The 21,208-nt window shown below is 50.7% G+C and carries 21 protein-coding genes and 1 pseudogene; 4 read left to right on the plus strand and 18 right to left on the minus strand.

All coding sequences use genetic code 11. The features are described 5' to 3' along the window. Positions 1-133: 133 nt before the first annotated feature. From ACT3RU_RS15910 to tig, 5 genes are all read right to left on the minus strand, one after another. On the minus strand, positions 134-406 hold the full coding sequence (locus tag ACT3RU_RS15910) for an HU family DNA-binding protein (protein ID WP_087111465.1): 273 nt from the start codon (positions 404-406) through the stop codon (positions 134-136). Between the two features lie 192 nt (positions 407-598). After that, on the minus strand, positions 599-3,013 hold the full coding sequence (lon, locus tag ACT3RU_RS15915; protein WP_192527086.1) for an endopeptidase La: 2,415 nt from the start codon (positions 3,011-3,013) through the stop codon (positions 599-601). 183 nt (positions 3,014-3,196) lie between these two features. Beyond that, positions 3,197-4,477 carry an ATP-dependent Clp protease ATP-binding subunit ClpX gene (gene clpX / locus ACT3RU_RS15920; RefSeq protein ID WP_087111469.1) on the minus strand — a complete coding sequence of 427 codons (1,281 nt, stop codon included), beginning with the start codon at positions 4,475-4,477 and terminating at the stop codon, positions 3,197-3,199. Between the two features lie 74 nt (positions 4,478-4,551). Continuing rightward, on the minus strand, positions 4,552-5,169 hold the full coding sequence (clpP, locus tag ACT3RU_RS15925) for an ATP-dependent Clp endopeptidase proteolytic subunit ClpP (protein WP_087111471.1): 618 nt from the start codon (positions 5,167-5,169) through the stop codon (positions 4,552-4,554). A 68-nt stretch (positions 5,170-5,237) separates the two neighbouring features. Then, a complete protein-coding gene (gene tig, locus ACT3RU_RS15930; RefSeq protein ID WP_192527087.1) occupies positions 5,238-6,590 on the minus strand; it encodes a trigger factor in 1,353 nt (450 codons plus the stop codon). Positions 6,591-6,867: 277 nt separating this feature from the next. Between tig and ACT3RU_RS15935 the strand changes: the two genes are divergently transcribed. After that, positions 6,868-7,179: a CBS domain-containing protein gene (locus ACT3RU_RS15935; RefSeq protein ID WP_225733757.1), complete on the plus strand. Its 312-nt coding sequence runs from the start codon at positions 6,868-6,870 to the stop codon at positions 7,177-7,179. Beyond that, a complete protein-coding gene (locus ACT3RU_RS15940) occupies positions 7,121-7,345 on the plus strand; it encodes an EAL domain-containing protein (protein ID WP_225733758.1) in 225 nt (74 codons plus the stop codon). Before ACT3RU_RS15935 ends, ACT3RU_RS15940 begins: the two co-directional genes overlap by 59 nt. Positions 7,346-7,350: 5 nt before the next feature. Here ACT3RU_RS15940 and ACT3RU_RS15945 read toward each other — a convergent pair whose 3' ends face one another. From ACT3RU_RS15945 to ACT3RU_RS16000, 12 genes are all read right to left on the minus strand, one after another. Further along, positions 7,351-7,725: a hypothetical protein gene (locus tag ACT3RU_RS15945; protein WP_087111479.1), complete on the minus strand. Its 375-nt coding sequence runs from the start codon at positions 7,723-7,725 to the stop codon at positions 7,351-7,353. 3 nt (positions 7,726-7,728) lie between these two features. Next, the gene (locus ACT3RU_RS15950; protein ID WP_192527089.1) at positions 7,729-8,190 is read right to left on the minus strand and encodes a flavodoxin; all 462 of its coding nucleotides are present in this window, start codon (positions 8,188-8,190) and stop codon (positions 7,729-7,731) included. A 204-nt stretch (positions 8,191-8,394) separates the two neighbouring features. Further along, the gene (locus tag ACT3RU_RS15955; protein WP_087111483.1) at positions 8,395-8,694 is read right to left on the minus strand and encodes an integration host factor subunit alpha; all 300 of its coding nucleotides are present in this window, start codon (positions 8,692-8,694) and stop codon (positions 8,395-8,397) included. A gap of 66 nt (positions 8,695-8,760) precedes the next feature. Continuing rightward, positions 8,761-11,142: a phenylalanine--tRNA ligase subunit beta gene (pheT, locus tag ACT3RU_RS15960; RefSeq protein ID WP_192527090.1), complete on the minus strand. Its 2,382-nt coding sequence runs from the start codon at positions 11,140-11,142 to the stop codon at positions 8,761-8,763. 26 nt (positions 11,143-11,168) lie between these two features. Then, entirely contained in the window at positions 11,169-12,188 is a 1,020-nt protein-coding gene (gene pheS, locus ACT3RU_RS15965; RefSeq protein WP_192527091.1) for a phenylalanine--tRNA ligase subunit alpha, read from the minus strand. 151 nt (positions 12,189-12,339) lie between these two features. After that, a complete protein-coding gene (gene rplT, locus ACT3RU_RS15970) occupies positions 12,340-12,693 on the minus strand; it encodes a 50S ribosomal protein L20 (RefSeq protein ID WP_018916261.1) in 354 nt (117 codons plus the stop codon). A 55-nt stretch (positions 12,694-12,748) separates the two neighbouring features. Continuing rightward, positions 12,749-12,943 (minus strand): 50S ribosomal protein L35, encoded by a 195-nt coding sequence (rpmI, locus tag ACT3RU_RS15975; protein WP_087111489.1) that lies wholly within the window; start codon positions 12,941-12,943, stop codon positions 12,749-12,751. An 81-nt stretch (positions 12,944-13,024) separates the two neighbouring features. Beyond that, positions 13,025-13,516 carry a translation initiation factor IF-3 gene (gene infC, locus ACT3RU_RS15980; RefSeq protein ID WP_140399006.1) on the minus strand — a complete coding sequence of 164 codons (492 nt, stop codon included), beginning with the start codon at positions 13,514-13,516 and terminating at the stop codon, positions 13,025-13,027. Between the two features lie 60 nt (positions 13,517-13,576). Beyond that, positions 13,577-15,499 (minus strand): threonine--tRNA ligase, encoded by a 1,923-nt coding sequence (gene thrS, locus ACT3RU_RS15985; RefSeq protein ID WP_192527092.1) that lies wholly within the window; start codon positions 15,497-15,499, stop codon positions 13,577-13,579. 228 nt (positions 15,500-15,727) lie between these two features. Continuing rightward, on the minus strand, positions 15,728-16,600 hold the full coding sequence (locus ACT3RU_RS15990; protein ID WP_192527093.1) for an OmpA family protein: 873 nt from the start codon (positions 16,598-16,600) through the stop codon (positions 15,728-15,730). Between the two features lie 274 nt (positions 16,601-16,874). Further along, positions 16,875-17,360 carry a DUF2489 domain-containing protein gene (locus ACT3RU_RS15995; RefSeq protein WP_192527094.1) on the minus strand — a complete coding sequence of 162 codons (486 nt, stop codon included), beginning with the start codon at positions 17,358-17,360 and terminating at the stop codon, positions 16,875-16,877. Between the two features lie 156 nt (positions 17,361-17,516). Further along, positions 17,517-18,515, minus strand: coding sequence for a COX15/CtaA family protein (locus ACT3RU_RS16000; RefSeq protein ID WP_192527095.1), 999 nt, complete (start codon positions 18,513-18,515; stop codon positions 17,517-17,519). 345 nt (positions 18,516-18,860) lie between these two features. Here ACT3RU_RS16000 and ACT3RU_RS16005 point away from each other — a divergent pair, with 345 nt between their 5' ends. Beyond that, the gene (locus ACT3RU_RS16005; RefSeq protein WP_192527096.1) at positions 18,861-19,073 is read left to right on the plus strand and encodes a hypothetical protein; all 213 of its coding nucleotides are present in this window, start codon (positions 18,861-18,863) and stop codon (positions 19,071-19,073) included. A 202-nt stretch (positions 19,074-19,275) separates the two neighbouring features. Next, a pseudogene (locus ACT3RU_RS16010) lies at positions 19,276-19,442 on the plus strand (transposase); the annotation flags it as partial. Between the two features lie 535 nt (positions 19,443-19,977). On the opposite strand, the gene ACT3RU_RS16015 reads toward ACT3RU_RS16010, so the two are convergent. Continuing rightward, the gene (locus ACT3RU_RS16015; RefSeq protein ID WP_192527097.1) at positions 19,978-20,649 is read right to left on the minus strand and encodes an ankyrin repeat domain-containing protein; all 672 of its coding nucleotides are present in this window, start codon (positions 20,647-20,649) and stop codon (positions 19,978-19,980) included. Between the last annotated feature and the right edge of the window lie 559 nt (positions 20,650-21,208).

Here is a 21,208-nt window from a genome sequence, read left to right on the forward strand (position 1 = left end):
AACACAGCCATATAAATAAACCTTCACGTTGCCCGAAATCGTTTTCGGATAACCCCTTAAATACCAGGCCAAAAAATAACATGGGCGCATCGCGGATGCGATGCGCCCATTAGATTACATAAACACAGAACAATTAATTAACGGCGTCTTTCAGCGCCTTGCCTGCTTTGAAGCCAGGTACTTTCGCCGCTTTAATTTCGATAGGCTGGCCCGTCTGCGGGTTACGGCCAGTACGTGCAGCACGCTCTTTAATAGCGAAGGTACCAAAACCTACCAGTGAAACGCTTTCACCTTTTTTGAGGCTATCGGTGACAGACTCTACCATGGCATCCAATGCACGGGTTGCCGCTGCTTTAGGAATATCGGCAGACGCGGCAATGGCTTCAATCAGCTCAGACTTATTCACACTTCACCCCTTAACTGTTTCAAAAAAATGGCTCTGTACGGCATGGCCACCAGAAGGTACAACCTCAAAGCATAGCTGCGTTTTATAGCAATGCCTTGAAACGCCTGTCAAGCAAACACACCGTGGAATGCCCGCTGCACAAGGCTTTGGGCAAATTCTTTAAGTAAAAATTAAAGACCAATGGCTTTAATTTTAGTGTGTATTGGCTACGGTGGAGGAAGTAAACGATGTTTCAGCACCCTTTTCAGTACTTTTTAAAGGCGTGCCATCATTGTTTTCATCGCTCACTAGCGCCACCGCCAACACATCATCTATCCAACGTACCGGACGAATATCAAGCGCACCCTTGATATTTTCCGGTACTTCCTTGAGATCACGACGATTTTCTTCAGGAATCAAGACTGTCTTTATACCACCGCGACGAGCTGCCAGCAATTTCTCCTTCAGGCCGCCTATCGGCAACACCTCGCCCCGAAGGTTAACTTCACCGGTCATCGCCACATCACAGCGCACTGCACGCTGCGTATAGGCCGACACCATAGCCGTTACCATCGCGACACCAGCGCTAGGGCCATCTTTAGGCGTAGCGCCTTCTGGCACATGGATATGCAGGTCTTCATTCTCAAAACGCGCAGGGTCAATACCGAACCCGTGAGCACGTGCCTTAACAACGGTTTGTGCGGCACTAACGGACTCTTTCATTACATCGCCGAGAGAACCCGTTTTGTTAATTCGTCCTTTACCTGGCGTAACCACAGACTCAATACTGAGAAGCTCTCCACCGACTGATGTCCACGCAAGCCCTGTTACACGGCCAATCTGGTCGTCCTGCTCAGCCAGCCCGTAGCTATAGCGTCGTACGCCAGCATAGGCTTCAATTTGCTCAGCAGAGAGGAATTGCGTTTCTTCAAGGTCTTGATGCTCCAGGCGTTCGCGAAGCACTTTACGGCAGACTTTAGCAATCTGGCGTTCAAGTTCACGTACCCCTGCTTCACGCGAGTAGTAGCGAATAAGCTCCAGCAGCGCATCATCCTGAAGTGCCAACTCATCTGTCTTCAGCCCATTGGCGGCGAGCTGCTTCGGCAACAGATAACGCTTGGCGATCGCCAGTTTTTCATCTTCGGTATAGCCTGGCAGACGAATAATTTCCATACGGTCCAAAAGCGGGCCAGGAATATTCATCGAATTGGCCGTACAAATGAACAGCGTCTCTGAAAGATCGTAATCCAGTTCCAGATAGTGATCGCTGAAGCTGTTATTTTGCTCAGGATCCAACACTTCCAAAAGCGCTGAGGCTGGGTCGCCGCGATGATCCATGCCGAGCTTATCAACTTCATCCAGCAGGAACAGCGGATTCTTGACACCAGCACGGCTCATGCGCTGCATTAGCTTACCGGGCAATGAACCAATATAAGTGCGTCGATGACCACGAATCTCCGACTCATCACGCACACCGCCCAATGCCAAGCGTACATACTTGCGATTGGTCGCCCGCGCGATAGACTGGCCCAGCGAGGTCTTACCCACCCCAGGAGGGCCTACCAGACACAGCACAGGGCCTTTCATCTTGCGTACGCGCTTTTGTACGGCCAAGTACTCAAGGATGCGCGCTTTTACCTCTTCAAGGCCGTAATGGTCCTCATCAAGCACTTCTTGCGCTTTCACAAGATCATGCTTCACGCGCGTACGTTTTTTCCAAGGGACCGCTATCAGCCAGTCCAGATAAGAGCGCACGACAGTCGATTCTGCAGAGTTAGCTGCCATCATTTTCAGCTTGTTCAGCTCTTGAGTCGCTTTATCGGCAGCCTCTTGTGGCATGCCCGACTCTTTGATCGCTTTCTCGTACTTTTCGGCTTCATTTGGTACGTTGTCGAGCTCGCCCATCTCCTTCTGAATGGCTTTCATCTGCTCGTTTAAGTAGTACTCGCGCTGAGTCTTTTCCATCTGCTCTTTAACACGCGAGCGGATGCGCTTTTCTACTTGAAGCAGATCAATTTCAGATTCGATTAAGGCCATCAGGTGCTCAATACGATCGCGCACCCGATCCATCTCTAAAAGCTCCTGCTTATCGCCAATTTTTAGCGATAAATGAGCACAGATGGTGTCCACCAGCCGGCTTGGATCCTCAATCCCGAAAAGCGAGTTAAGCACCTCGTTGGGCACTTTTTTCGACAGTTTAACGTACTGTTCGAACTGATTAAGCAGCACGCGCACCAGCGCTTCCTGCTCGCGGCTGGTTAATGGCTCGCTCTCTCGAGGAGAAAGATGGGCTTGAGTATAGCCCGCTTCGTTCTCTTCGATGTCCAGTACATCCGCGCGAAAGCTGCCTTCAATCAACACTTTTACAGTGCCATCGGGAAGCTTGAGCAGTTGCATAATGTCCGCCACAGTACCCATGGCGTAGAGGTCGGCATTGTCCGGCTCATCCTGGGCAGCTTCTCGCTGAGCCACTAGCAATACGCGCTTATCAGCTTCCATCGCAGCTTCAAGCGCCTGAATCGACTTTTCACGCCCTACAAACAGAGGGATAACCATTTGCGGGTACACGACGACGTCCCGCAACGGCAATAAAGGTAGACATTGAGTCTGTTCGGCGTTCTGCTGCATCGCAGACGTTCCTCAACAAATCGGAAGAGTACTTGATGGAACACCAAGGCAAGTACATCACTGTATGAAAAGTACTACGCAGTGTAGAGCAAACTACGCAGTGACACCCATGAACAACAAGGGGCCGCCTAGGCGACCCCTTGGTTTAGCGCAAGCGGCTGAAGTCACGCCGTTGGCCTATTACTAGCCATCCGTGCCATCAACGCGAGCGTCTTCCTGCTTTGAGTACATCAAAAGCGGCTCGCTTTCACCTGTGATTACCGATTCATCGATAACCACCTTGCTGACATTTTCCAGTGATGGAATTTCATACATGGTGTCAAGCAATACCGACTCAAGGATAGAGCGCAGACCACGTGCACCTGTCTTCCGCTCCATCGCCTTCGCAGCAACCGCTCGTAACGCTTCGTCTCTAAACTCAAGCGTCACGCCTTCCATTTCGAAGAGCTTCCCATACTGCTTGATGAGCGAGTTTTTGGGCTCTGTCAAAATCTGGATCAGCGCGTCTTCGGTAAGCTCAGTTAACGTAGCAATGACCGGTAGACGTCCAACAAACTCTGGAATCAAACCGAACTTCACCAGGTCTTCCGGCTCAACGTCTGCAAGCAGCTCACCGATACCACGTGCTGACTCTTTGCTCTTAACGCTGGCGTTAAAACCGATTCCGCCCTTTTCAGCCCGGTCGCGTATAACCTTGTCCAGACCCGCGAAAGCGCCGCCCACAATAAACAGTATGTTACCGGTATTTACCTGAACAAACTCTTGCTGCGGATGCTTACGGCCACCCTGAGGCGGCACTGAAGCCGTAGTGCCTTCAATAAGCTTGAGTAACGCCTGCTGTACACCTTCACCCGATACATCACGCGTGATGGACGGGTTGTCGGACTTACGAGAAATCTTGTCGATTTCGTCGATATATACAATGCCACGCTCGGCTTTCTCTACATCGTAGTCACACTTTTGAAGCAGCTTCTGGATGATGTTTTCAACATCTTCACCCACATAGCCCGCTTCAGTCAGCGTTGTTGCATCCGCAATGGTGAAAGGTACGTTTAATAAACGTGCCATGGTCTCCGCTAGCAATGTTTTACCACTACCAGTGGGGCCGATGAGCAGAATATTGGATTTACCTAATTCAACATCGCCTTCACGTACGTCCGGTCTCAGACGCTTGTAGTGGTTATAAACCGCTACGGACAGCACCATTTTGGCGCGGTCTTGTCCAATGACGTAATCGTCCAGGGTATGACGTATTTCGCGAGGCGTAGGTAAACGCTCCTCATCGCTCTCGGCATCGGCTTCGAGAACTTCCTCGCGAATGATGTCATTACACAAGTCGACACACTCATCGCAGATATATACGGACGGGCCAGCAATCAGTTTACGTACTTCGTTCTGGTTTTTTCCACAGAACGAGCAGTAAAGTAATTTGCCACCTTCATCCTTGCCTTTGCCGTCGGCCATTAGCGTACCTCTGTCACTGCGGCGGCTTGCACCGCCATAAAAGCTCGTTAGAAAAGCAAAACCTCATCACGCTATCAGGATGTAGGCCGCTTATCCAGCACTGCGTCAATCAAGCCATACTCTTGAGCTTTATTGGCGCTCATGAAATTGTCACGGTCGGTATCACGGGCAACCGCTTCCAGATCCTGACCGGTATGATGAGCAAGAATCTGATTCAACTTTTCGCGGATTCCCAGAATCTCACGGGTATGGATTTCAATGTCAGATGCCTGACCTTGATAACCACCCAACGGCTGATGAATCATGACGCGCGAGTTAGGTAAGCAGTAACGCTTACCTTCTGCACCTGCTGTTAAAAGCAGCGCGCCCATACTGGCCGCCTGGCCAATACATACGGTTGATACATCAGGCTTGATAAACTGCATGGTGTCATAAATCGACATGCCTGCCGTTACCGAGCCACCCGGCGAGTTGATATAAAGATGGATATCCTTGTCGGGATTTTCCGACTCAAGGAACAACATCTGAGCGACCACAAGGTTAGCCATGTAGTCTTCAACAGGGCCTACCAGGAAAATGACACGCTCTTTTAGCAGACGCGAGTAAATATCGTAGGCTCTTTCCCCTTTGGCGCTCTGCTCAACCACCATGGGCACTAAACCGCCGGCGTTTTGAATATCAAATCCACTCATTTAGGTGATTCCTTGCGTCCGATAAGGGAAAGGCGCACCAAAAACGGTGCGCCGCGCTGATGGGATACTTAGGCGTCTGCTTTCTCGCCTTCTTCAGCACCCTCGTCTTGTGCAGCCTGCTGCTGAGCGGCAGCCAATGCTTGCTGGTAAGACATTTCAACGTCTTTAACGTTCGTTTGCTCAAGCAGTTTATCGACCGCTTTCTCTTCGAGAATGGCAGATTTCACCTGCGTTTTCAGTTGGTCGTCGCCCATGTAGTACTCAACAACCTCAGACGGGTCCTGGTACTGCTCGGCCAGCTCTTCAACTTTTGCTTTAATCGCAGTATCGTCAGCGTCAAGCTCATTGACCTTGATCACTTCAGCCAGCAAAAGACCTACTTGAACGCGGCCCTTGGCCTGCTCTTCAAAAAGCTCATTGGGCAGCTGGCTAACATCAAAGTCTTCACCAAGGCCAAACTGTTGAGCGGCCTGACGCTTCATTGCATCCGTTTCTTGCTGAACTAACGAGCTTGGCACCAAAATGTCGTTGGCTTTTTTAAGCGCGTCCAGCACCTGCTGCTTAACACGATTATCAACGGCTTGGGTCGCCTCACGCGTCATGTTCTTTTTGATTTCAGCGCGGAATTTATCCTGGTCGCCATCGTCTACGCCAAAGCGCTCAATGAAAGCAGCGTCAATTTCAGGCAGCTTCTGCGTGCTGACTTTATGCACCGTTACATTGAAGGTGGCTTCCTTTCCTGCCAGATGCTCGGCCTGATAATCTTCCGGGAAAGTCACCTTGATGGTTTTCTCTTCGCCAGCCTTGGCACCGATTAGCTGCTCTTCAAAGCCTGGGATAAAACTGTTGGAGCCAATCACCAGCTCGTGACCTTCAGCGCTACCGCCTTCAAACGGCTCGTCGCCCAGGAAACCTTTAAAATCAATCGTTACCTGATCGCCATCTGCTGCCGGTGTATCCGCATCTTGCCAATCGGCATTTTGTTTACGCAGCGTCTCGATCATTTCATCAACGTCAGCATCGCTTACGCTAACTACCGGGCGCTCAACGTCAGTGCCTTCGATAGAGGTCAACTCGATCTGCGGATAAATTTCCATGACCGCTACGAACTCAAGATCTTTACCGGCTTCATTAATTTGCGGCTCAATCTGAGGGTAGCCAGCCGGGTTAAGACCTTCTTCGGTGATGGCACGTACGTAACGCTCACGCATTACCTCACCCACCACTTCACTGCGAACGCTGTCGCTATAGCGTTGACGGACAACAGACATTGGCACCCGGCCTTGGCGAAAACCATTCAGTCGCACGTTTTTCGCGGTGTCTATCAGGCGAGCACTGACAGCCTCGTCGATTTCGGCAGCCGGTACTTGGATAGAAATACGGCGTTCGATCTGGGAGGTCGTCTCGACGGAAACTTGCATGAATTGTCCTCTAGCGGCTGGGCGTTGTATTAACAGTGTTTAAATAAATTCCAAGGGGCAATTTTAAGAACCCTAGCGCACGGTGGCAAGCGCCATGCTCGCAAGATGGGGGCGCAGCGGTTAATTACAAGGGAATAAGTGACTAATTTATTACTTTTAGACCTCGGACAAAGAATTACTTGCTCATTACGATAGGCTACCTGCCACTTAGCAACCTTTACCGGCTATCGTAACGATACTCATGACTATTCAGCAAGACTTACCTATTTCACGCATTATGCAAACCAGCATTTTGCACTGCACACCCGACATCCCGCTTTGCCAAGCGGCAAAATGTATGGCGAAGCGCCTCTGCAGCTCTATTGTCATTGTGGAGAACCACCAAGCGTTAGGTGTCTGGACAGAGCATGACGCCTTGATGATCAATTTCAGCACGCCCTCGATTCTTATGCGGCCGATCGCCGAATTTATGACATCACCCGCGCATACCACGCCGCATCAAATATTGCTCAGTAAGGCCCTACTCATCACTGAGCTACTTGCATTATATTCCGGCCCAAAGCCTAAAAATAGATCGCAGTTTTATTGAGGCCTTGCATCCGCAGGAGCACAACAGCCGCGCTATCGTTGCGGCGATTGCAAGCCTTGCTCGTGAGCCAGGTATGGAGGTGGTCGCCGAAGGCGTTGAAACGGAGCAGCAATGGAACCTACTGGGTGAGTATACTATCGATTTTATCCAAGGGTTTTGGACCTAAATGGGCTATTTATGGCGTTTAGGGCGCCACCATAAACTTATCGCATGCATTAAAAGACCACAGGTAGCGGCATGAGAGATAAAGACTTCCCAGCTGATCCATGTGGTAAAAAGCGCGTGCCAAGCCCCCATGACTAAAGCACCCGCTAACAGCATGAGCACCAACCGCAGGCAAAGCCGAGGTAATTGCTTGCGCGCATCATGCGGCAGTAAACGCCATTGCGCTACCGCCGCGCCAGCGACCAATACGACACCCATCACGATAAGCGTCTGACGGGTGCTGTGCCCGCCCACCATAAAACGCGGCAAAGACGCCAACATCACCACGCATAAACCAAGCGCAACACTAACGCGCTCTGCTGAAAAAGGCATCGGTTGCATTGCTTAGGCTACCTTTAACTGCTGCTCTTCAATCCACGTCTCGACCCACGGCACTGCGGCATCATCTGCCATAAATGTTTCCATGGCATCAATTTCCAACCGGTCACCCAAACGGCGTGCCCCATGGTCTTCGAGTAACGCATCAAGCGCCCTACCCGCACCACAGTAAGTATCACCGTAGGAGCTGTCGCCTAACGCAATCATGCCGTAGCGTAATGTCGTAAGTGCTGGGCTTTTATCTTTTAAGCTGCGCACAAAGGGCACAAAATTACCGGGAAAGTCACCACTGCCAGTGGTAGAGAGCACGAATAATGAAAGATCTTCATCGCTCGTTAGATCATCAAGCGTCGGCTGCTCAACAATATTAACGGCAAAGCCCGCTTGCTCGAATAATGGTTTTACCTGCTCAGCCACATCTAACGCACCGCCATACATGGTGCCAACCAATATGTTCAGTTGAGGCATTGTTGCTATCCCCTATTAAGTGTCACGGCGTTGATAAATAGCCGTTGAATTTGCAGGAATATTAACATATTTCATTTATACGGCACATTTCGAAAATGAACAGACAAGACGGTACACACTGTGACGCATAAAAAAACGGAGCGCCCAAAAGCACTCCGTTATATAGCGAAAACGACTCTATGGATAGGCCATTAACATCAAGGACTATTTGGTTTTCACATAGTGCTCGACTTGCTGCTTTAATTTTTGACCTGGTCGAAAGGTCACTACACGGCGGGCAGAAATAGGTATTTCTTCACCGGTTTTTGGGTTACGGCCCGGCCGTTCACGCTTATCACGCAAATCAAAGTTACCAAACCCAGACAGCTTAACCTGTTCATTTTCTCGTAAGCAGGCTCGAATCTCTTCGAAAAAAGCTTCGACCATGGTTTTTGCTTCTCGTTTAGACAGTGCCAGCTCAGTATGTAAATGCTCTGCCAGCTCTGCTTTGGTCAACGCACCCATAGGACCCTCCTTGTAGCAAACGCATTGCCAAGAACGTGATAAGCGCCGTGTCGTGGCATATTATTGTCAGCCGCGTAGCTCAGCCTCCAACTGGACACGCACTTGTGTCACGATGGAATCTACCAACTGGTTGATTTCTTCATCGTTTAGCGTGCGTGAAGGATGCTGCCAGGTCAAGCCTAACGCAATACTCTTATGGTCGTCCGCCACGCCTTTACCAGCATAGACATCAAATAGCGTAATGTCTTTTAAGTAATCACCGGCTTTTTCTTTAGCGCAATCCAGTAGAGCCTGAACGGGCACCGCTTGTTTTACGATAAACGCCAGATCGCGTCGCACTTCAGGATAACGTGATAACGCTTCAAAGGCCGGAATCTGCCCTTGGCTTAACGTATCCAGGCGTACTTCAAAGAGTACCGCATCCACTTTAAGGCCCAGCTTTGCGCGCACTTGCGGGTGCAAAGTTCCAATCCAGCCGGCATGCTCGCCGTTGTACTGTATTTCAGCACTCTGGCCGGGGTGAAGCGCCGGATGCTCGGCTGGCTCAAAGCGCCACGCATCAAGATTGCCACCCAAGGCTAGAAGGCTTTCAAGATCCCCTTTGAGATCGTAAAAGTCGATACGCTCTTTAGAACCTGCCCAGCCTTCCGTTTCCCGACTACCACAGACTAACGCCCCCATCATGGGAATCTGGGACAGTTGATCCAGCTCGCCATTAAATACCAGCCCCGTTTCGAACAGGCGAACGCGGGTTTGTTGACGGTTTAAGTTATGCTCCATGGCCCGCACCAGCCCCGGGAAAAGACTGGCCCGCATCACCGATAGATCAGCTGAAATGGGGTTAGCAAGTACCGGAGAGACGGCATCAGGCAATATAGCGGCCTGAAGCTCGGGAGCAACAAAGCTATAAGTAATCGCCTCTTGGAAACCACGAGCGACCATTTGGCGACGCAGCTGGGCTTGGGTGAGCGTTGCTTCATCAGCAGAGCGCAGCGCTAACCGTGCAGCCGGGCGGCGAACGGGCAGATTATTGTAGCCATGAATTCGGGCGATCTCTTCGATTAGGTCTTCTTCAATCGCGACATCGAAACGCCAACTGGGTGCAACAGCCGACCAGCCTTCAGCCTGCTGACTCACCTCAAGACCCAAACGCGTCAGAATGTCGGTGACATCTTCATTGGCCAGTTTCTTGGAGAGCGCGCTTTCCAAACGCGCTTCACGCAGCAAAATAGTGCGAGAAGCAGGCACATGCTCTTCACTGACGCATTCAGTGACAGGGCCAGGCTGGCCGCCACAAATATCCAACAGCAAGCGTGTTGCACGCTCAATGGCCGCTTTAGCAAGCTCAGGGTCCACGCCACGCTCAAACCGGTGTGACGCATCGGTGTGTAAACCGTAAGAGCGCGCCTTACCCGCAATCGCCAGTGGCGTAAAGAATGCCGACTCCAGAAAAATTGTCTGGGTAGTTTCGTTAACCCCAGAATTCTCTCCACCCATGACACCTGCCATGGCGAGCGGCCCCGCCTCATCGGTAATCATTAATGTACCGGGGCGCAGGGCAACTTCTTGCCCATCCAGCAAGGTTAGCTGCTCTCCCTCTTTCGCCATGCGTACAACGATGCGACCGTTCAGATTATCGCGATCAAACGCATGCATCGGCTGGCCAAGCTCCAGCATGACGTAATTGGTAACGTCCACCACAGGATCAATGGAACGGATACCGCTACGACGCAGGCGCTCTACCATCCAAAGCGGTGTTTCCGCTTGTACATTAATGCCCTTGATTAGGCGACCCACATATCGAGGACACTGCTCGGGTGCTTCAACGCTAACAGCAAAGGTGTCATCTATTACGGCCGGGATAGATTCTATGACCGGCGGCGTTACGGCTAACCGATTAAGCACGCCCACTTCACGGGCAAGGCCTTTAACACTTAAGCAATCTCCGCGGTTAGGCGTAAGATCCACTTCAATAGTCATATCATTGAGGTGCATATACTCGCGAAAATCGACGCCAACAGGCGCAGAATCAGCCAACACCAGAATACCAGGCGAGGTTTCTTCCTCAAGCCCAAGCTCCGATGCTGAACAAATCATGCCGCGTGACTCTACACCGCGCAGCTTGGCTTTCTTGATTTTGAAATCGCCCGGCAGCACGCCACCCACCTGAGCAAAGGGAATCTTTTGGCCGATATCAACATTTGCTGCACCGCACACCACCTGCACCGGCTCACCCGAGCCATCACTAACGGTACATACGTTTAATTTGTCGGCATCCGGGTGCTTCTCTTTGGTAAGCACCTCAGCAACGACAACGCCGCTAAACGCAGCGGCTACGGCTTCAACTGCATCGACCTCTAAGCCGGCCATCGTGATCTGATCAGCAATCGCCTGCGTGTCCAGCTGCGGTGATACCCATTCGCGCAGCCACTGTTCTGAGAATTTCATGATCGTTCCTGTGTTCGGCAGCGGTCTTAAGCAAATTGGCGCAAGAAGCGCAGGTCATTTTCAAAGAACAGGCGCAAGTCGTTTACACCGTAACGTAGCATCGCTAAGCGCTCAGCGCCCATACCAAAGGCAAAGCCGGTATAACGTTCAGTATCAATGCCCGAGTGACGGAATACTTCAGGATGCACCATGCCGCAACCCATTACTTCCAGCCAACCACTATGCGAGCAAACACGGCAGCCTGAACCGCTGCACATAACGCATTGGATATCGACTTCAGCAGAAGGCTCGGTAAATGGGAAATACGAAGGGCGGAAGCGAACAGAAAGATCGTCCCGCTCAAAAAAAGCCTGCAGAAAGTCTTCGATCGTGCCTTTTAGATCGGCAAAGCTAACTCCTTCGTCCACCAGCAGTCCTTCCACTTGGTGAAACATAGGCGTATGCGTCAAGTCAGAGTCGCTACGATAAACACGCCCGGGACACACAATACGAATGGGCGGCTCGCTCTCTTTCATCGTCCGCACTTGCACGGGAGATGTGTGCGTTCTTAGCAGACGCGTCGCATCGAAATAGAACGTATCCGCCATGCCACGTGCCGGGTGGTGCGCAGGAATATTGAGCGCTTCGAAATTGTGATAGTCATCTTCAATTTCTGGCCCTACCGCGACGTCATACCCAATACGCGTAAACAAGCTTTCAATACGCTCAAGCGTGCGCGTCACTGGATGCAGGCCACCACTGGCCTGACCACGGCCCGGCAACGTAACATCGATGCGCTCAGCAGCCAATCGCGCATTCAACGCCGCGTTTTCAAGCTGCTGCCGCTTAGCGTCAATTTCATTGGCCAATGTTTGCTTGGCCTGGTTAATGCGCTCGCCAGCAGCCGGGCGCTCTTCGGCTGTTAGCTTGCCTAACCCTTTTAGCAAAGCCGTTACTTCGCCTTTTTTGCCTAAATAGCGAACTCGCAACTCATCCAGCGAAGCAACATCTTGCGAAGCCTGAATGGCATCACGTGCTTCAGATACCAGAGTAGGAAGGTGGTCCATCCGTTTCACTCCGAATTAAGCGGTTCCCTTTTATGAGGGTGTCGCACATTGAAGGTGACAAAAAAACAGGGGAAGAGCGGCTGCTCTTCCCCTGCGGGTCACACTGAAATGACCTTCGTCAATTCACGCTGGCATTTGCACAGCTATGACGTTATTGGGCAGCCTTGGCTTTTTCCACGATAGCAGCAAATGCGGCTTTTTCGTGTACAGCCAGATCAGCCAATACTTTACGGTCAATTTCGATGCCGGCTTTCTTCAAACCGCCAACAAAACGGCTGTAAGACATACCGTTGATGCGTGCAGCAGCGTTAATACGCTGAATCCACAGCGCACGGAACTGACGCTTACGGTTGCGGCGGTCACGATAAGCATACTGACCTGCTTTGATAACGGCCTGTTTAGCTACACGGAAAACACGCGAACGGGCACCGTAGTAACCTTTAGCCTGCTTCAATACTTTTTTATGGCGACGACGGGCAACTACACCACGCTTAACACGAGTCATAACACACTCCTGACTTTATAGCTGAGGCTTTAAGCACTCAGACAAAAAAAACGACTTATAGGTTTGGCAGCATGCGCTGGATCAGCGCTTTATCAGCAGCGTGAACCTGTTTCATTCCACGCAGCTGACGCTTACGCTTAGTCGATTTTTTGGTCAGGATGTGGCTACGGTGAGACTGCTTGTGCTTGAAGCCATTAGCGGTCTTTTTAAAGCGCTTCGCAGCGCCGCTGTTGCTTTTGATTTTCGGCATGAGAAAACTCCGCTCGATATTTTTTAGAAAACCCAGGGCCGACCATCGCATAAGCGATGGCCCGTTGGCTTCGCCGTTGGATCACTTCTTTTTCGGGTTAAGGATCATGATCATCTGGCGGCCTTCCATTTTCGGGAAAGATTCCACCGCTCCGATCTCTTCCAGGTCTGCCGCGATCCTTTCCATCAGCTTGCGGCCGATGTCCTGGTGCGCCATTTCACGACCACGGAAGCGCAAAGTGACCTTACCCTTGTCACCACCTTCCAAAAAGCGCATCAGGTTTTTCAATTTTACCTGATAATCGCCTTCGTCGGTGCCAGGACGGAATTTAACTTCCTTAACCTGGATCTGCTTTTGCTTTTTCTTTTGAGCCGCTTTCTGCTTCTTCGTCTCAAAAACGAATTTACCGTAATCCATAATCTTACAGACAATGGGATCGGCATTCGAAATTTGCACGAGGTCTAAACCGGCAGCTTCTGCACGCTCAAGCGCTTCGGTGGTAGGCACAACGCCCAACTGCTCACCTTCAGCATCGATTAAACGTACTTCTTCTTCGGTAATTCGCTCGTTCATTGGTGGGCGTTTGTCTGCTGGACGCCCGCGCTGATTGCTTCGCTTGATCGTTCCGTCTCCTTAGGCAATTGACGATGTCGCCAGGGCTGCTCGCTCCGCACCAAGACGCTCGATAAGTGTATCGATTGTCATTGTGCCGAGGTTTTCGCCGCTGCGAGTTCGCACGGCCACTGAGTCAGCTTCGACTTCCTTATCTCCCACCACAAGGAGATAGGGAATTTTTTGTAACGTATGCTCACGGATTTTAAAGCCGATCTTCTCGTTCCTCAAGTCCGCTTTAGCTCGTAAGCCACTTTTTTGCAGACGTTGCTCTAATTCAAGAGCGTAATCACGCTGCGCATCGGTAATTGTCATCACTACCGCCTGCTGAGGTGCCAACCATAATGGCATAGCGCCCGCATAATGTTCAATCAAGATACCAATGAAGCGCTCCATTGAGCCTACAATAGCACGGTGCAACATAACCGGCGGCTTACGTTCGCCCTCTTCGGTCACATATTGAGCACCTAAACGCTCGGGCATCATGAAATCAACCTGCATCGTGCCAACCTGCCACTCGCGCCCCAGGCAATCTTTCATATGGTATTCAATCTTGGGGCCATAGAACGCACCTTCACCAGGAAGTTCCTGCCATTCGACATCACACGCTTTTAACGCACGACGCAACGCATCTTCTGCCTCATCCCAAACGTCATCACTACCAATTCTTTTCTCAGGGCGAAGCGCTATCTTAATGGCAATATCTTCAAACCCAAAATCGGTATAGACCTTAAGCGCTTGGCGATGAAAGCTGGTGACCTCGGGCTCAACCTGAGCTTCGGTGCAAAACACATGGCCATCATCTTGAGTAAACGCACGAACACGCATAATGCCATGCAAAGCGCCTGAGGGCTCGTTACGATGGCAGCCGCCAAACTCACCAAAGCGAACCGGAAGTTCACGGTAGCTGCGCAACCCGGAATTAAACACCTGCACATGGCCAGGGCAATTCATGGGTTTGAGAGCATACTCACGCTTCTCGGATTCGGTAAAGAACATACCGTCAGCGTAATTATCCCAATGTCCTGATTTTTTCCACAACGATACGTCCATTATTTGCGGACAGCGAATTTCCTGGTAACCGCCGTCTTTATAAACGCCTCGCATATACTGTTCGATCTGCTGCCATAACGCCCAACCGTTCGGATGCCAAAACACCATTCCTGGCGCCTCTTCCTGCATATGGAAGAGATCAAGACGGCGTGCAAGCTTACGGTGATCGCGTTTTTCAGCCTCCTCAAGCCGCTTCAAATACGCTTTCAGCTGCTTTTTATCGCCCCAGGCAGTGCCATAAATACGCGTCAGCATGGGATTTGAAGCATCCCCGCGCCAATAGGCGCCAGCAAGTTTCGTCAACTTAAACGCTTTTAGATGGCGGGTATTAGGCACATGAGGGCCACGGCACATATCCGTGTACTCTTCATGATGATAAAGCCGGATATCCGCACCGTCAGGAATATCGTGAATAATTTCCTGTTTATACGTTTCATCACGCTGAGAAAACGTCGACATTGCCTTATCGCGATCAACATATTCACGGACAACATCGTACTCGCGCTCTATTAGCGCTTGCATACGTTTTTCAATCGCCTCTAAATCTTCTGGCGTAATTGAACGACCAAAGTCGACATCATAATAAAAGCCGTTATCAATGACCGGCCCAATCGCCATTTTAGCGTCCGGATAAAGCTGCTTTACCGCATGACCAATCAAATGCGCGCAGGAGTGACGAATGATCTCCACGCCATCAGGGTCACGCGCAGTAATAATCGCTACGTTTGCATCATGCTCGATAACATCCGCAGCATCGACTAAAACGCCATCTATCCGCCCTGCAATGCAGGCCTTAGCCAAACCAGGGCCAATGGATTCTGCAAGCTGCATAATGGAAAGTGGTGCTTCAAATGTTCTTCGGCTACCGTCAGGTAGTGTCACAATGGGCATTCAGTATTCCTTGAGCGCAGTGGTGATCCATACCAAGGATCACATTTCGCTATCAATGATCGTGGCGTTTTAATAAGTGATACAACGTTATACAAGCGCGTAGCCTAACAGACTTGAGCGCCGCAGAAAATAAAAACGGGAGGCATATGCCTCCCGTCGATACGCACAGTAAATGTGCTACACATTCAACAAAAGCACTACACGCTTAGCGCCCAAGCAGTCTGCGTATTAGTTCCACTCGTCAATTTCAACGCGACGGTTCAGCGCGCGACCTTCATCAGTCTCGTTCGTAGCGATCGGATTCTCTTCACCGTAACCAACAGCACGCATACGGTTAGCTTCTACGCCACGCTGGGCAAGATAAGCAGTCACAGATTCAGCACGACGCTGAGATAAGCCTTTGTTATAAGCAGCTGTACCGCGTGAATCGGTATAACCATCGATGCTTACACGCACATCGGGATTATTAACCAGACGCTCAGCAACACCGTTCAGGATGTTACGGGCATTATCGGTCAACTGAGCAGAATCAAACTCGAAGTTAACGTCTTGAAGAACAACGCTATCTGGGCAACCCAGCGCGTTTACTTCGGTGCCAGCTGGCGTATTGGGGCACTGGTCACGGTAGTCCGGCACGCCGTCACCGTCGGAGTCTAGCGGGCAACCTACTGCGTCTACTTCTACACCAGCGGGGGTACCCGGGCATTGGTCACGATAGTCCGGCACGCCGTCATTATCGGAGTCCAGCGGACAACCTTGCGCATCAACGGCAACACCAGCAGGCACTTCACCGTATGTCGGGCACTGCGGAGCTACCGGCTCAGGCGTACGATCAGCACACAGCAGGCCACCGATGGCAGCGCCAGCGACAGCACCCGTTGCCGCACCGCTATCTTCATCAGATGAGCTGCTAGTGGCATAGCCAATGCTACCGCCAATCAAACTTCCCGCCAGACCGCAAACAGCAGGGTGCTGATACCAGCTACGGTCACTGCTGCTAGCACTAGCTTGGCCAGAAGATTGGTTAGCGGAAGTGGCACAGCCTGAAAGGCCCACTACCAAGGCGGAACCGATTAGCAACCCAGTCGTTGACTTTTTCATACAAGACTCCTTCTTGATCCAATGCTGACTTAGCCGTATAGCCAAATCTATCCAATGCTTCTTATTGCGAGAGCATCCATTTTTCGCTTGTTCAATTTTAACCACGCGGGCGTTCCCCTGCCTGAATTGAACAATCTGCCTATTATTACGCTTTAACAATCGAAGGCAACAATGCCGACATATCAACTTCTTGCCAACATCGACATATCAAGCATAGCAAAACTGCCACATCCGGCACCAAAAAAACATATTGCCGAACTAAAATAAACCAAACTTACTTCTTATTTTCGCCTTTATACAGCTCAGGCCCGCCTTGTGCACGCCATTTTATAACAGCTTCTGCAGCAGCCAGAACCGCGGGCTTCATATCACGCTCAACCTCCAAACGCTGCTTATCTTCGTTCATGCGCTCACGGGGCGTTAAATTGGCACGTGCAGAGTGCGTTTTAAGATGCTGCGTCCGGTTGTAAACCTCAGCAAAGGCTTGAAAATCAGGATGCTCTGCAAGATTGGCATCCACAATTTCAAGTAGCACCTTACAGCGCCATGAGCCTTCGGTAATGTCTACCTGCCCTTGGACCAATGCACTTGTTACATAATCCAAATTTTCAAGGCTGTTTTGCTGGGCTCTTAAATCTTCATCCGAGCGGAATGCTTCACGGCGTTTTACCTCTTTGCGCAGTTTAAGCGCGTACATGGATAAAGCCGCAATGACAGCAAGCGCTAATGTAAGCGCTATAAGTGCGCTGACCGAATTCATAATGCTCTCCGTCGTGCATCAAAAACTAAACAGGAATTATACATCATTTTATATTTGAACTCTTATTTTCTATCACTCGTACGTGAATGCCGAAATTTAAATACTTTTAACTCCACAACTTTATGAAGATGACGCATGCTCCAGGATAAATCGGCACTAACGCTCACCCAGGCACACGCACCACCAAGCTCGCACCATGCCAATCACGAGTAAAACGGCCCCTGCAGTATGCGCAAGTGCCAACCATAAAGGCAACCACATCAACACGTTGGCTATGCCAAGTACAGCCTGCAGCGCATAGACCCCAATAACAAATACTAGCGCCCGAGCGACACTTGGGTTGTGGCGATATCGATACCAAAGCATCAGGAGTGATACGCCCAACAATAGCGCCCCTAGCCGATGCATATAGTGAATCGCGACCCGAGCTTCTGCATGCAACTGTCCATGCAAGTAATTGGGACCAACCGTTTGAGTCAGATGGAAACCTTCACTGAGATCCATGTGTGGCCACCACTGGCCATTACAAGCGGGGAACCCTTGGCAAGCCATACCTGAATAGTTACTTGTTACCCACCCACCCAAGCCAAGCTGCAAAATCAATAGCCCGGCGGCTAAGCCCCAAAAAATATTAAAGCACTTTGCTCCTATGACCTTTTTCTCAGAAACACTTGTTAGCCTGAGATGCAGCCAGAAAAAGAGCAGCATTACACTTAGCCCGCCCAGCAAATGTAAAGTAACCACTTGAGGCCAAAGCTTGAGGGTCACGGTAAATGCGCCAAAAGCCCCTTGTATAATGATAGCGGCAAGCAGCAGTACGCTAATGCTCCAAGGGAAATGGTGAGTGTTGCGAAGTGGCCAGCCAAGCGCTAAAACGCTTAGAACCAATAGTCCAAGAAGAGTAGCTATATAACGATGCACCATCTCCACCCAGGCTTTTGCAGCATCCAGGGGTGCATCAGGATGGCGTAGAGCAGCATGCTCACCATCAGGAACGAGCAAGCGACCATAGCAGCCGGGCCAGTCCGGGCAACCTAACCCCGCGTCCACTAAACGCGTCCAGGCACCGACCAAAATAACGACAATAGTCAGCAGCGTTCCCAATAACGTTAAGCGTGAAAGCCATATTAAGCGGCGCTCTGTCGATGTGTGCATCATGTATCCTTACATTATCGTCGGCAGTACCCCTATCGGCTATTAAAGACCTCTTCGATACAAACCAACCTATCCATGGTTACCTTATATTAGCAGTTAGATAAGTGGCTAACTTGTCTCAAGAGTCCCGCCCTGCTTTTCCTCCAAGCCTATCGTCAACCAAAGAAATATCCCCATATCCCATGCAGCATTATCATTCTGTATCAGTATAGTCATTTATTTTTAAACGGTTATTCGTACGCACAACACAAAAGGCGATTTACAACCCGCTGACATGAGCCCTATAGTCACTATTACAATTCAGTATCCTTTTCATTAATCCAACGTAATACAGGGAGTGATTTTATGCTGCAATATCGTCTCACCACCGGGATGGTGGCTTTTCTGGCGTTAATGGCAATGGCGTCGCTAACGGGATGCACGACGTATACTTGGCCAGATGGCTCAAAAGAAACCGTACTTGGCGTTGCGCCGGAGGATGAAAATAAACGCTATGAAGAGCAGCAAGCCGAAAGTGTCAGATACCGCGTACCAGGTGAAATTCCAGAAACTCAGTAGCACCGCATAGCACTAGCCCTCTTCTTATCCCTGTTTGCGGTGCTTCGTTGAAGCCGCGCCATGGCAGTGTGCGGGCCTGCTGGCCAAAGGCGCAACGGACTACCGATCTATTGGCACACTGGCTATGATTGGCTATGCGACTGAAAGTTAGCCCCTCCCCTGACAAGGGAAGAACTCTCAAGATAGCGTTGACAGTCAGCAGTCGATGACTGATCCGCTGCGCTTTCCTGCTGCTGATATCGTGGACCTTTATAGCTATCGTTGGGAAATCGAGCTGAGCTACCGGGAAATGAAGCAGTCACCTCTGAGCGCAACCGACTCACGCTGCGTAGCCGCACGCCGGACATGGCTCGCCAAGAACCATGGGGCCGCGGCACAAGCGCGACTACAAAATATGCGGTTAGAAAAAAAGCTCGTCTGGCTTAACTGGCTGGCATTACTTCATACGATTAAAGCGCTACCGTGCAGTGGCGTTCCAGCTGAAGCGGAATTACGAGAGCATGGCCGCCATAGAGTGTGGGTCCCCTCTGGCTACCAATCAAGCGTCACTAGCCCCTGGATAAAGCCATGTGAAGCCTCACTGACTTCCAGAGGCTATACCACAGGAAGACTAGTGCTTCCCCCGGGAATTACGGGCGCTGTTTAGTCAAATAACAGGGGTTATCAACTTCTCTATTTGCCTAGGCTAGATATTGATTTTCGCCGACGTTGAAAACAGAAACCCCCGCTAAGGCCTTCGCATTAGCGGCATAGGTAAGCAGGAAGGACTGGGGCATTACATGCTCTACCGAGTTTGAAACTACGGAAAAAATTTTGCTGACCTACATACCCCGTTTTCCCATGCACCCAAAGATACTCGTATGAGCACCGCTCAAATTTCATCCAAAGGTCTGGTGACCATATATTAGCGGGCGCCGGCAGCGACAAGGATTTCTTCGATATCTTGATAGTTAGCACCGCTTGCATGCTGCAGCGGCGTCACGCCGTTACCATCCGCCAGATTAACATTAGCGCCTGCCTCAACTAACAACTCTACGATTTGCTGATGGCGGGCGTACCCATCGCCCAAGATGATTGCCTCCAGCAGCGCGGTCCAGTGAAGATTGTTAACGTGATCTACGTCAACTCCTGCCTCAATCAAAGTTCGCACCGCCTCAACATGCCCGCGCTCCGCGGCTGGGATAAGCGCCGTTCCACCGTAGCGGTTAGTGCTTTTCAGGTCAGCCCCATGCGTCAGCGTTAGCCTGAGTATCTCCAAATGACCGCGCGCACCTGCATAGAGATAGGGACTATCGAGGATGTTGTCCTTTGCATTGACATCAGCCCCAGACTCAATGAGGACCTTAGCCGCTTCGACTGCGTTGGCACGGGAAGCTAGCAACAACGCTGTCGCACCACTGCTATCACGTGCGTCTATTTCTGCGCCCCCTGCCAAGAGTCGAATGATAAGGGAGGTATCGTTTTGTTTAGCCGCATTATGCAATTGCGTTTCACTCATGGCTTTACTTACCGTGATGAATGGAAAGACTGCCAACAACAATGCAACAGCTCCTACAAAAAAAGTACGTAAAAACATGAAGGGGTCCCCCGCTTAGTTTATTTGTGACAAGTGTCAACGATGGGTGGCATTCCAGCCTTGCAAATTGCAGGGAGCGTTCCCTCCAGCATAGAATACTTTCTTTGAAAGGCGATCAGGCTGATAGCAGCCCATCCGCACCGGCAACTTACGTTAGTGCAAAATGATTATTTCTCCAATAACTAAAAAGGAATTCCTAATAATCTGCAACGTTATTCTCGCAATAGCGCTTCTTTCCCCAATGATCGCTATTGCGCAGCCCAAGAACACAACGTCAGCCTCGCCGTAGTAGCACGTGACGGTGATACTCTGGTCGGTGTGGGCGGCGCCCCGGCAGGTGAAATAGATGCCAACTGTGCCGTTGCTTGCCTGAACGCGATTGGTGCCGAAGAAATCTAATATGCACCGAAGAGCGGAATCAGTTGTGTATTGAAAAAACCATGCCTGTCGCTCTGCCTCCAACGCCTAGTGCAAACGCATTGAAGTCTCGCTGGGAGCCCCCCACACTTTTCTAGCGCGCACACAAAAAACCCAGCCGGGTGGCTGGGTTCTTCGTTAA

Origin of the sequence: Halomonas sp. TP35 (genome assembly GCF_052375975.1) — a bacterium.
Taxonomy (GTDB): domain Bacteria; phylum Pseudomonadota; class Gammaproteobacteria; order Pseudomonadales; family Halomonadaceae; genus Vreelandella; species Vreelandella citrativorans.

What these genes read in the sequence shown, in the direction of transcription:
- lon (WP_192527086.1), bottom strand. Translation starts at nt 3,013, where the DNA reads ATGCAGCAGAACGCCGAACAGACTCAATGTCTACCTTTATTGCCGTTG.
- pheT (WP_192527090.1), bottom strand. Translation starts at nt 11,142, where the DNA reads ATGAAATTCTCAGAACAGTGGCTGCGCGAATGGGTATCACCGCAGCTG.
- infC (WP_140399006.1), bottom strand. Translation starts at nt 13,516, where the DNA reads ATGAACGAGCGAATTACCGAAGAAGAAGTACGTTTAATCGATGCTGAA.
- tig (WP_192527087.1), bottom strand. Translation starts at nt 6,590, where the DNA reads ATGCAAGTTTCCGTCGAGACGACCTCCCAGATCGAACGCCGTATTTCT.
- rpmI (WP_087111489.1), bottom strand. Translation starts at nt 12,943, where the DNA reads ATGCCGAAAATCAAAAGCAACAGCGGCGCTGCGAAGCGCTTTAAAAAG.
- ACT3RU_RS15955 (WP_087111483.1), bottom strand. Translation starts at nt 8,694, where the DNA reads ATGGGTGCGTTGACCAAAGCAGAGCTGGCAGAGCATTTACATACTGAG.
- pheS (WP_192527091.1), bottom strand. Translation starts at nt 12,188, where the DNA reads ATGGACCACCTTCCTACTCTGGTATCTGAAGCACGTGATGCCATTCAG.
- ACT3RU_RS15950 (WP_192527089.1), bottom strand. Translation starts at nt 8,190, where the DNA reads ATGCCTCAACTGAACATATTGGTTGGCACCATGTATGGCGGTGCGTTA.
- ACT3RU_RS15995 (WP_192527094.1), bottom strand. Translation starts at nt 17,360, where the DNA reads ATGAATTCGGTCAGCGCACTTATAGCGCTTACATTAGCGCTTGCTGTC.
- ACT3RU_RS15990 (WP_192527093.1), bottom strand. Translation starts at nt 16,600, where the DNA reads ATGAAAAAGTCAACGACTGGGTTGCTAATCGGTTCCGCCTTGGTAGTG.
- ACT3RU_RS16015 (WP_192527097.1), bottom strand. Translation starts at nt 20,649, where the DNA reads ATGTTTTTACGTACTTTTTTTGTAGGAGCTGTTGCATTGTTGTTGGCA.
- ACT3RU_RS16000 (WP_192527095.1), bottom strand. Translation starts at nt 18,515, where the DNA reads ATGCACACATCGACAGAGCGCCGCTTAATATGGCTTTCACGCTTAACG.
- thrS (WP_192527092.1), bottom strand. Translation starts at nt 15,499, where the DNA reads ATGCCCATTGTGACACTACCTGACGGTAGCCGAAGAACATTTGAAGCA.
- ACT3RU_RS15935 (WP_225733757.1), top strand. Translation starts at nt 6,868, where the DNA reads ATGCAAACCAGCATTTTGCACTGCACACCCGACATCCCGCTTTGCCAA.
- ACT3RU_RS16005 (WP_192527096.1), top strand. Translation starts at nt 18,861, where the DNA reads ATGCTGCAATATCGTCTCACCACCGGGATGGTGGCTTTTCTGGCGTTA.
- ACT3RU_RS15945 (WP_087111479.1), bottom strand. Translation starts at nt 7,725, where the DNA reads ATGCAACCGATGCCTTTTTCAGCAGAGCGCGTTAGTGTTGCGCTTGGT.
- rplT (WP_018916261.1), bottom strand. Translation starts at nt 12,693, where the DNA reads ATGACTCGTGTTAAGCGTGGTGTAGTTGCCCGTCGTCGCCATAAAAAA.
- clpX (WP_087111469.1), bottom strand. Translation starts at nt 4,477, where the DNA reads ATGGCCGACGGCAAAGGCAAGGATGAAGGTGGCAAATTACTTTACTGC.
- clpP (WP_087111471.1), bottom strand. Translation starts at nt 5,169, where the DNA reads ATGAGTGGATTTGATATTCAAAACGCCGGCGGTTTAGTGCCCATGGTG.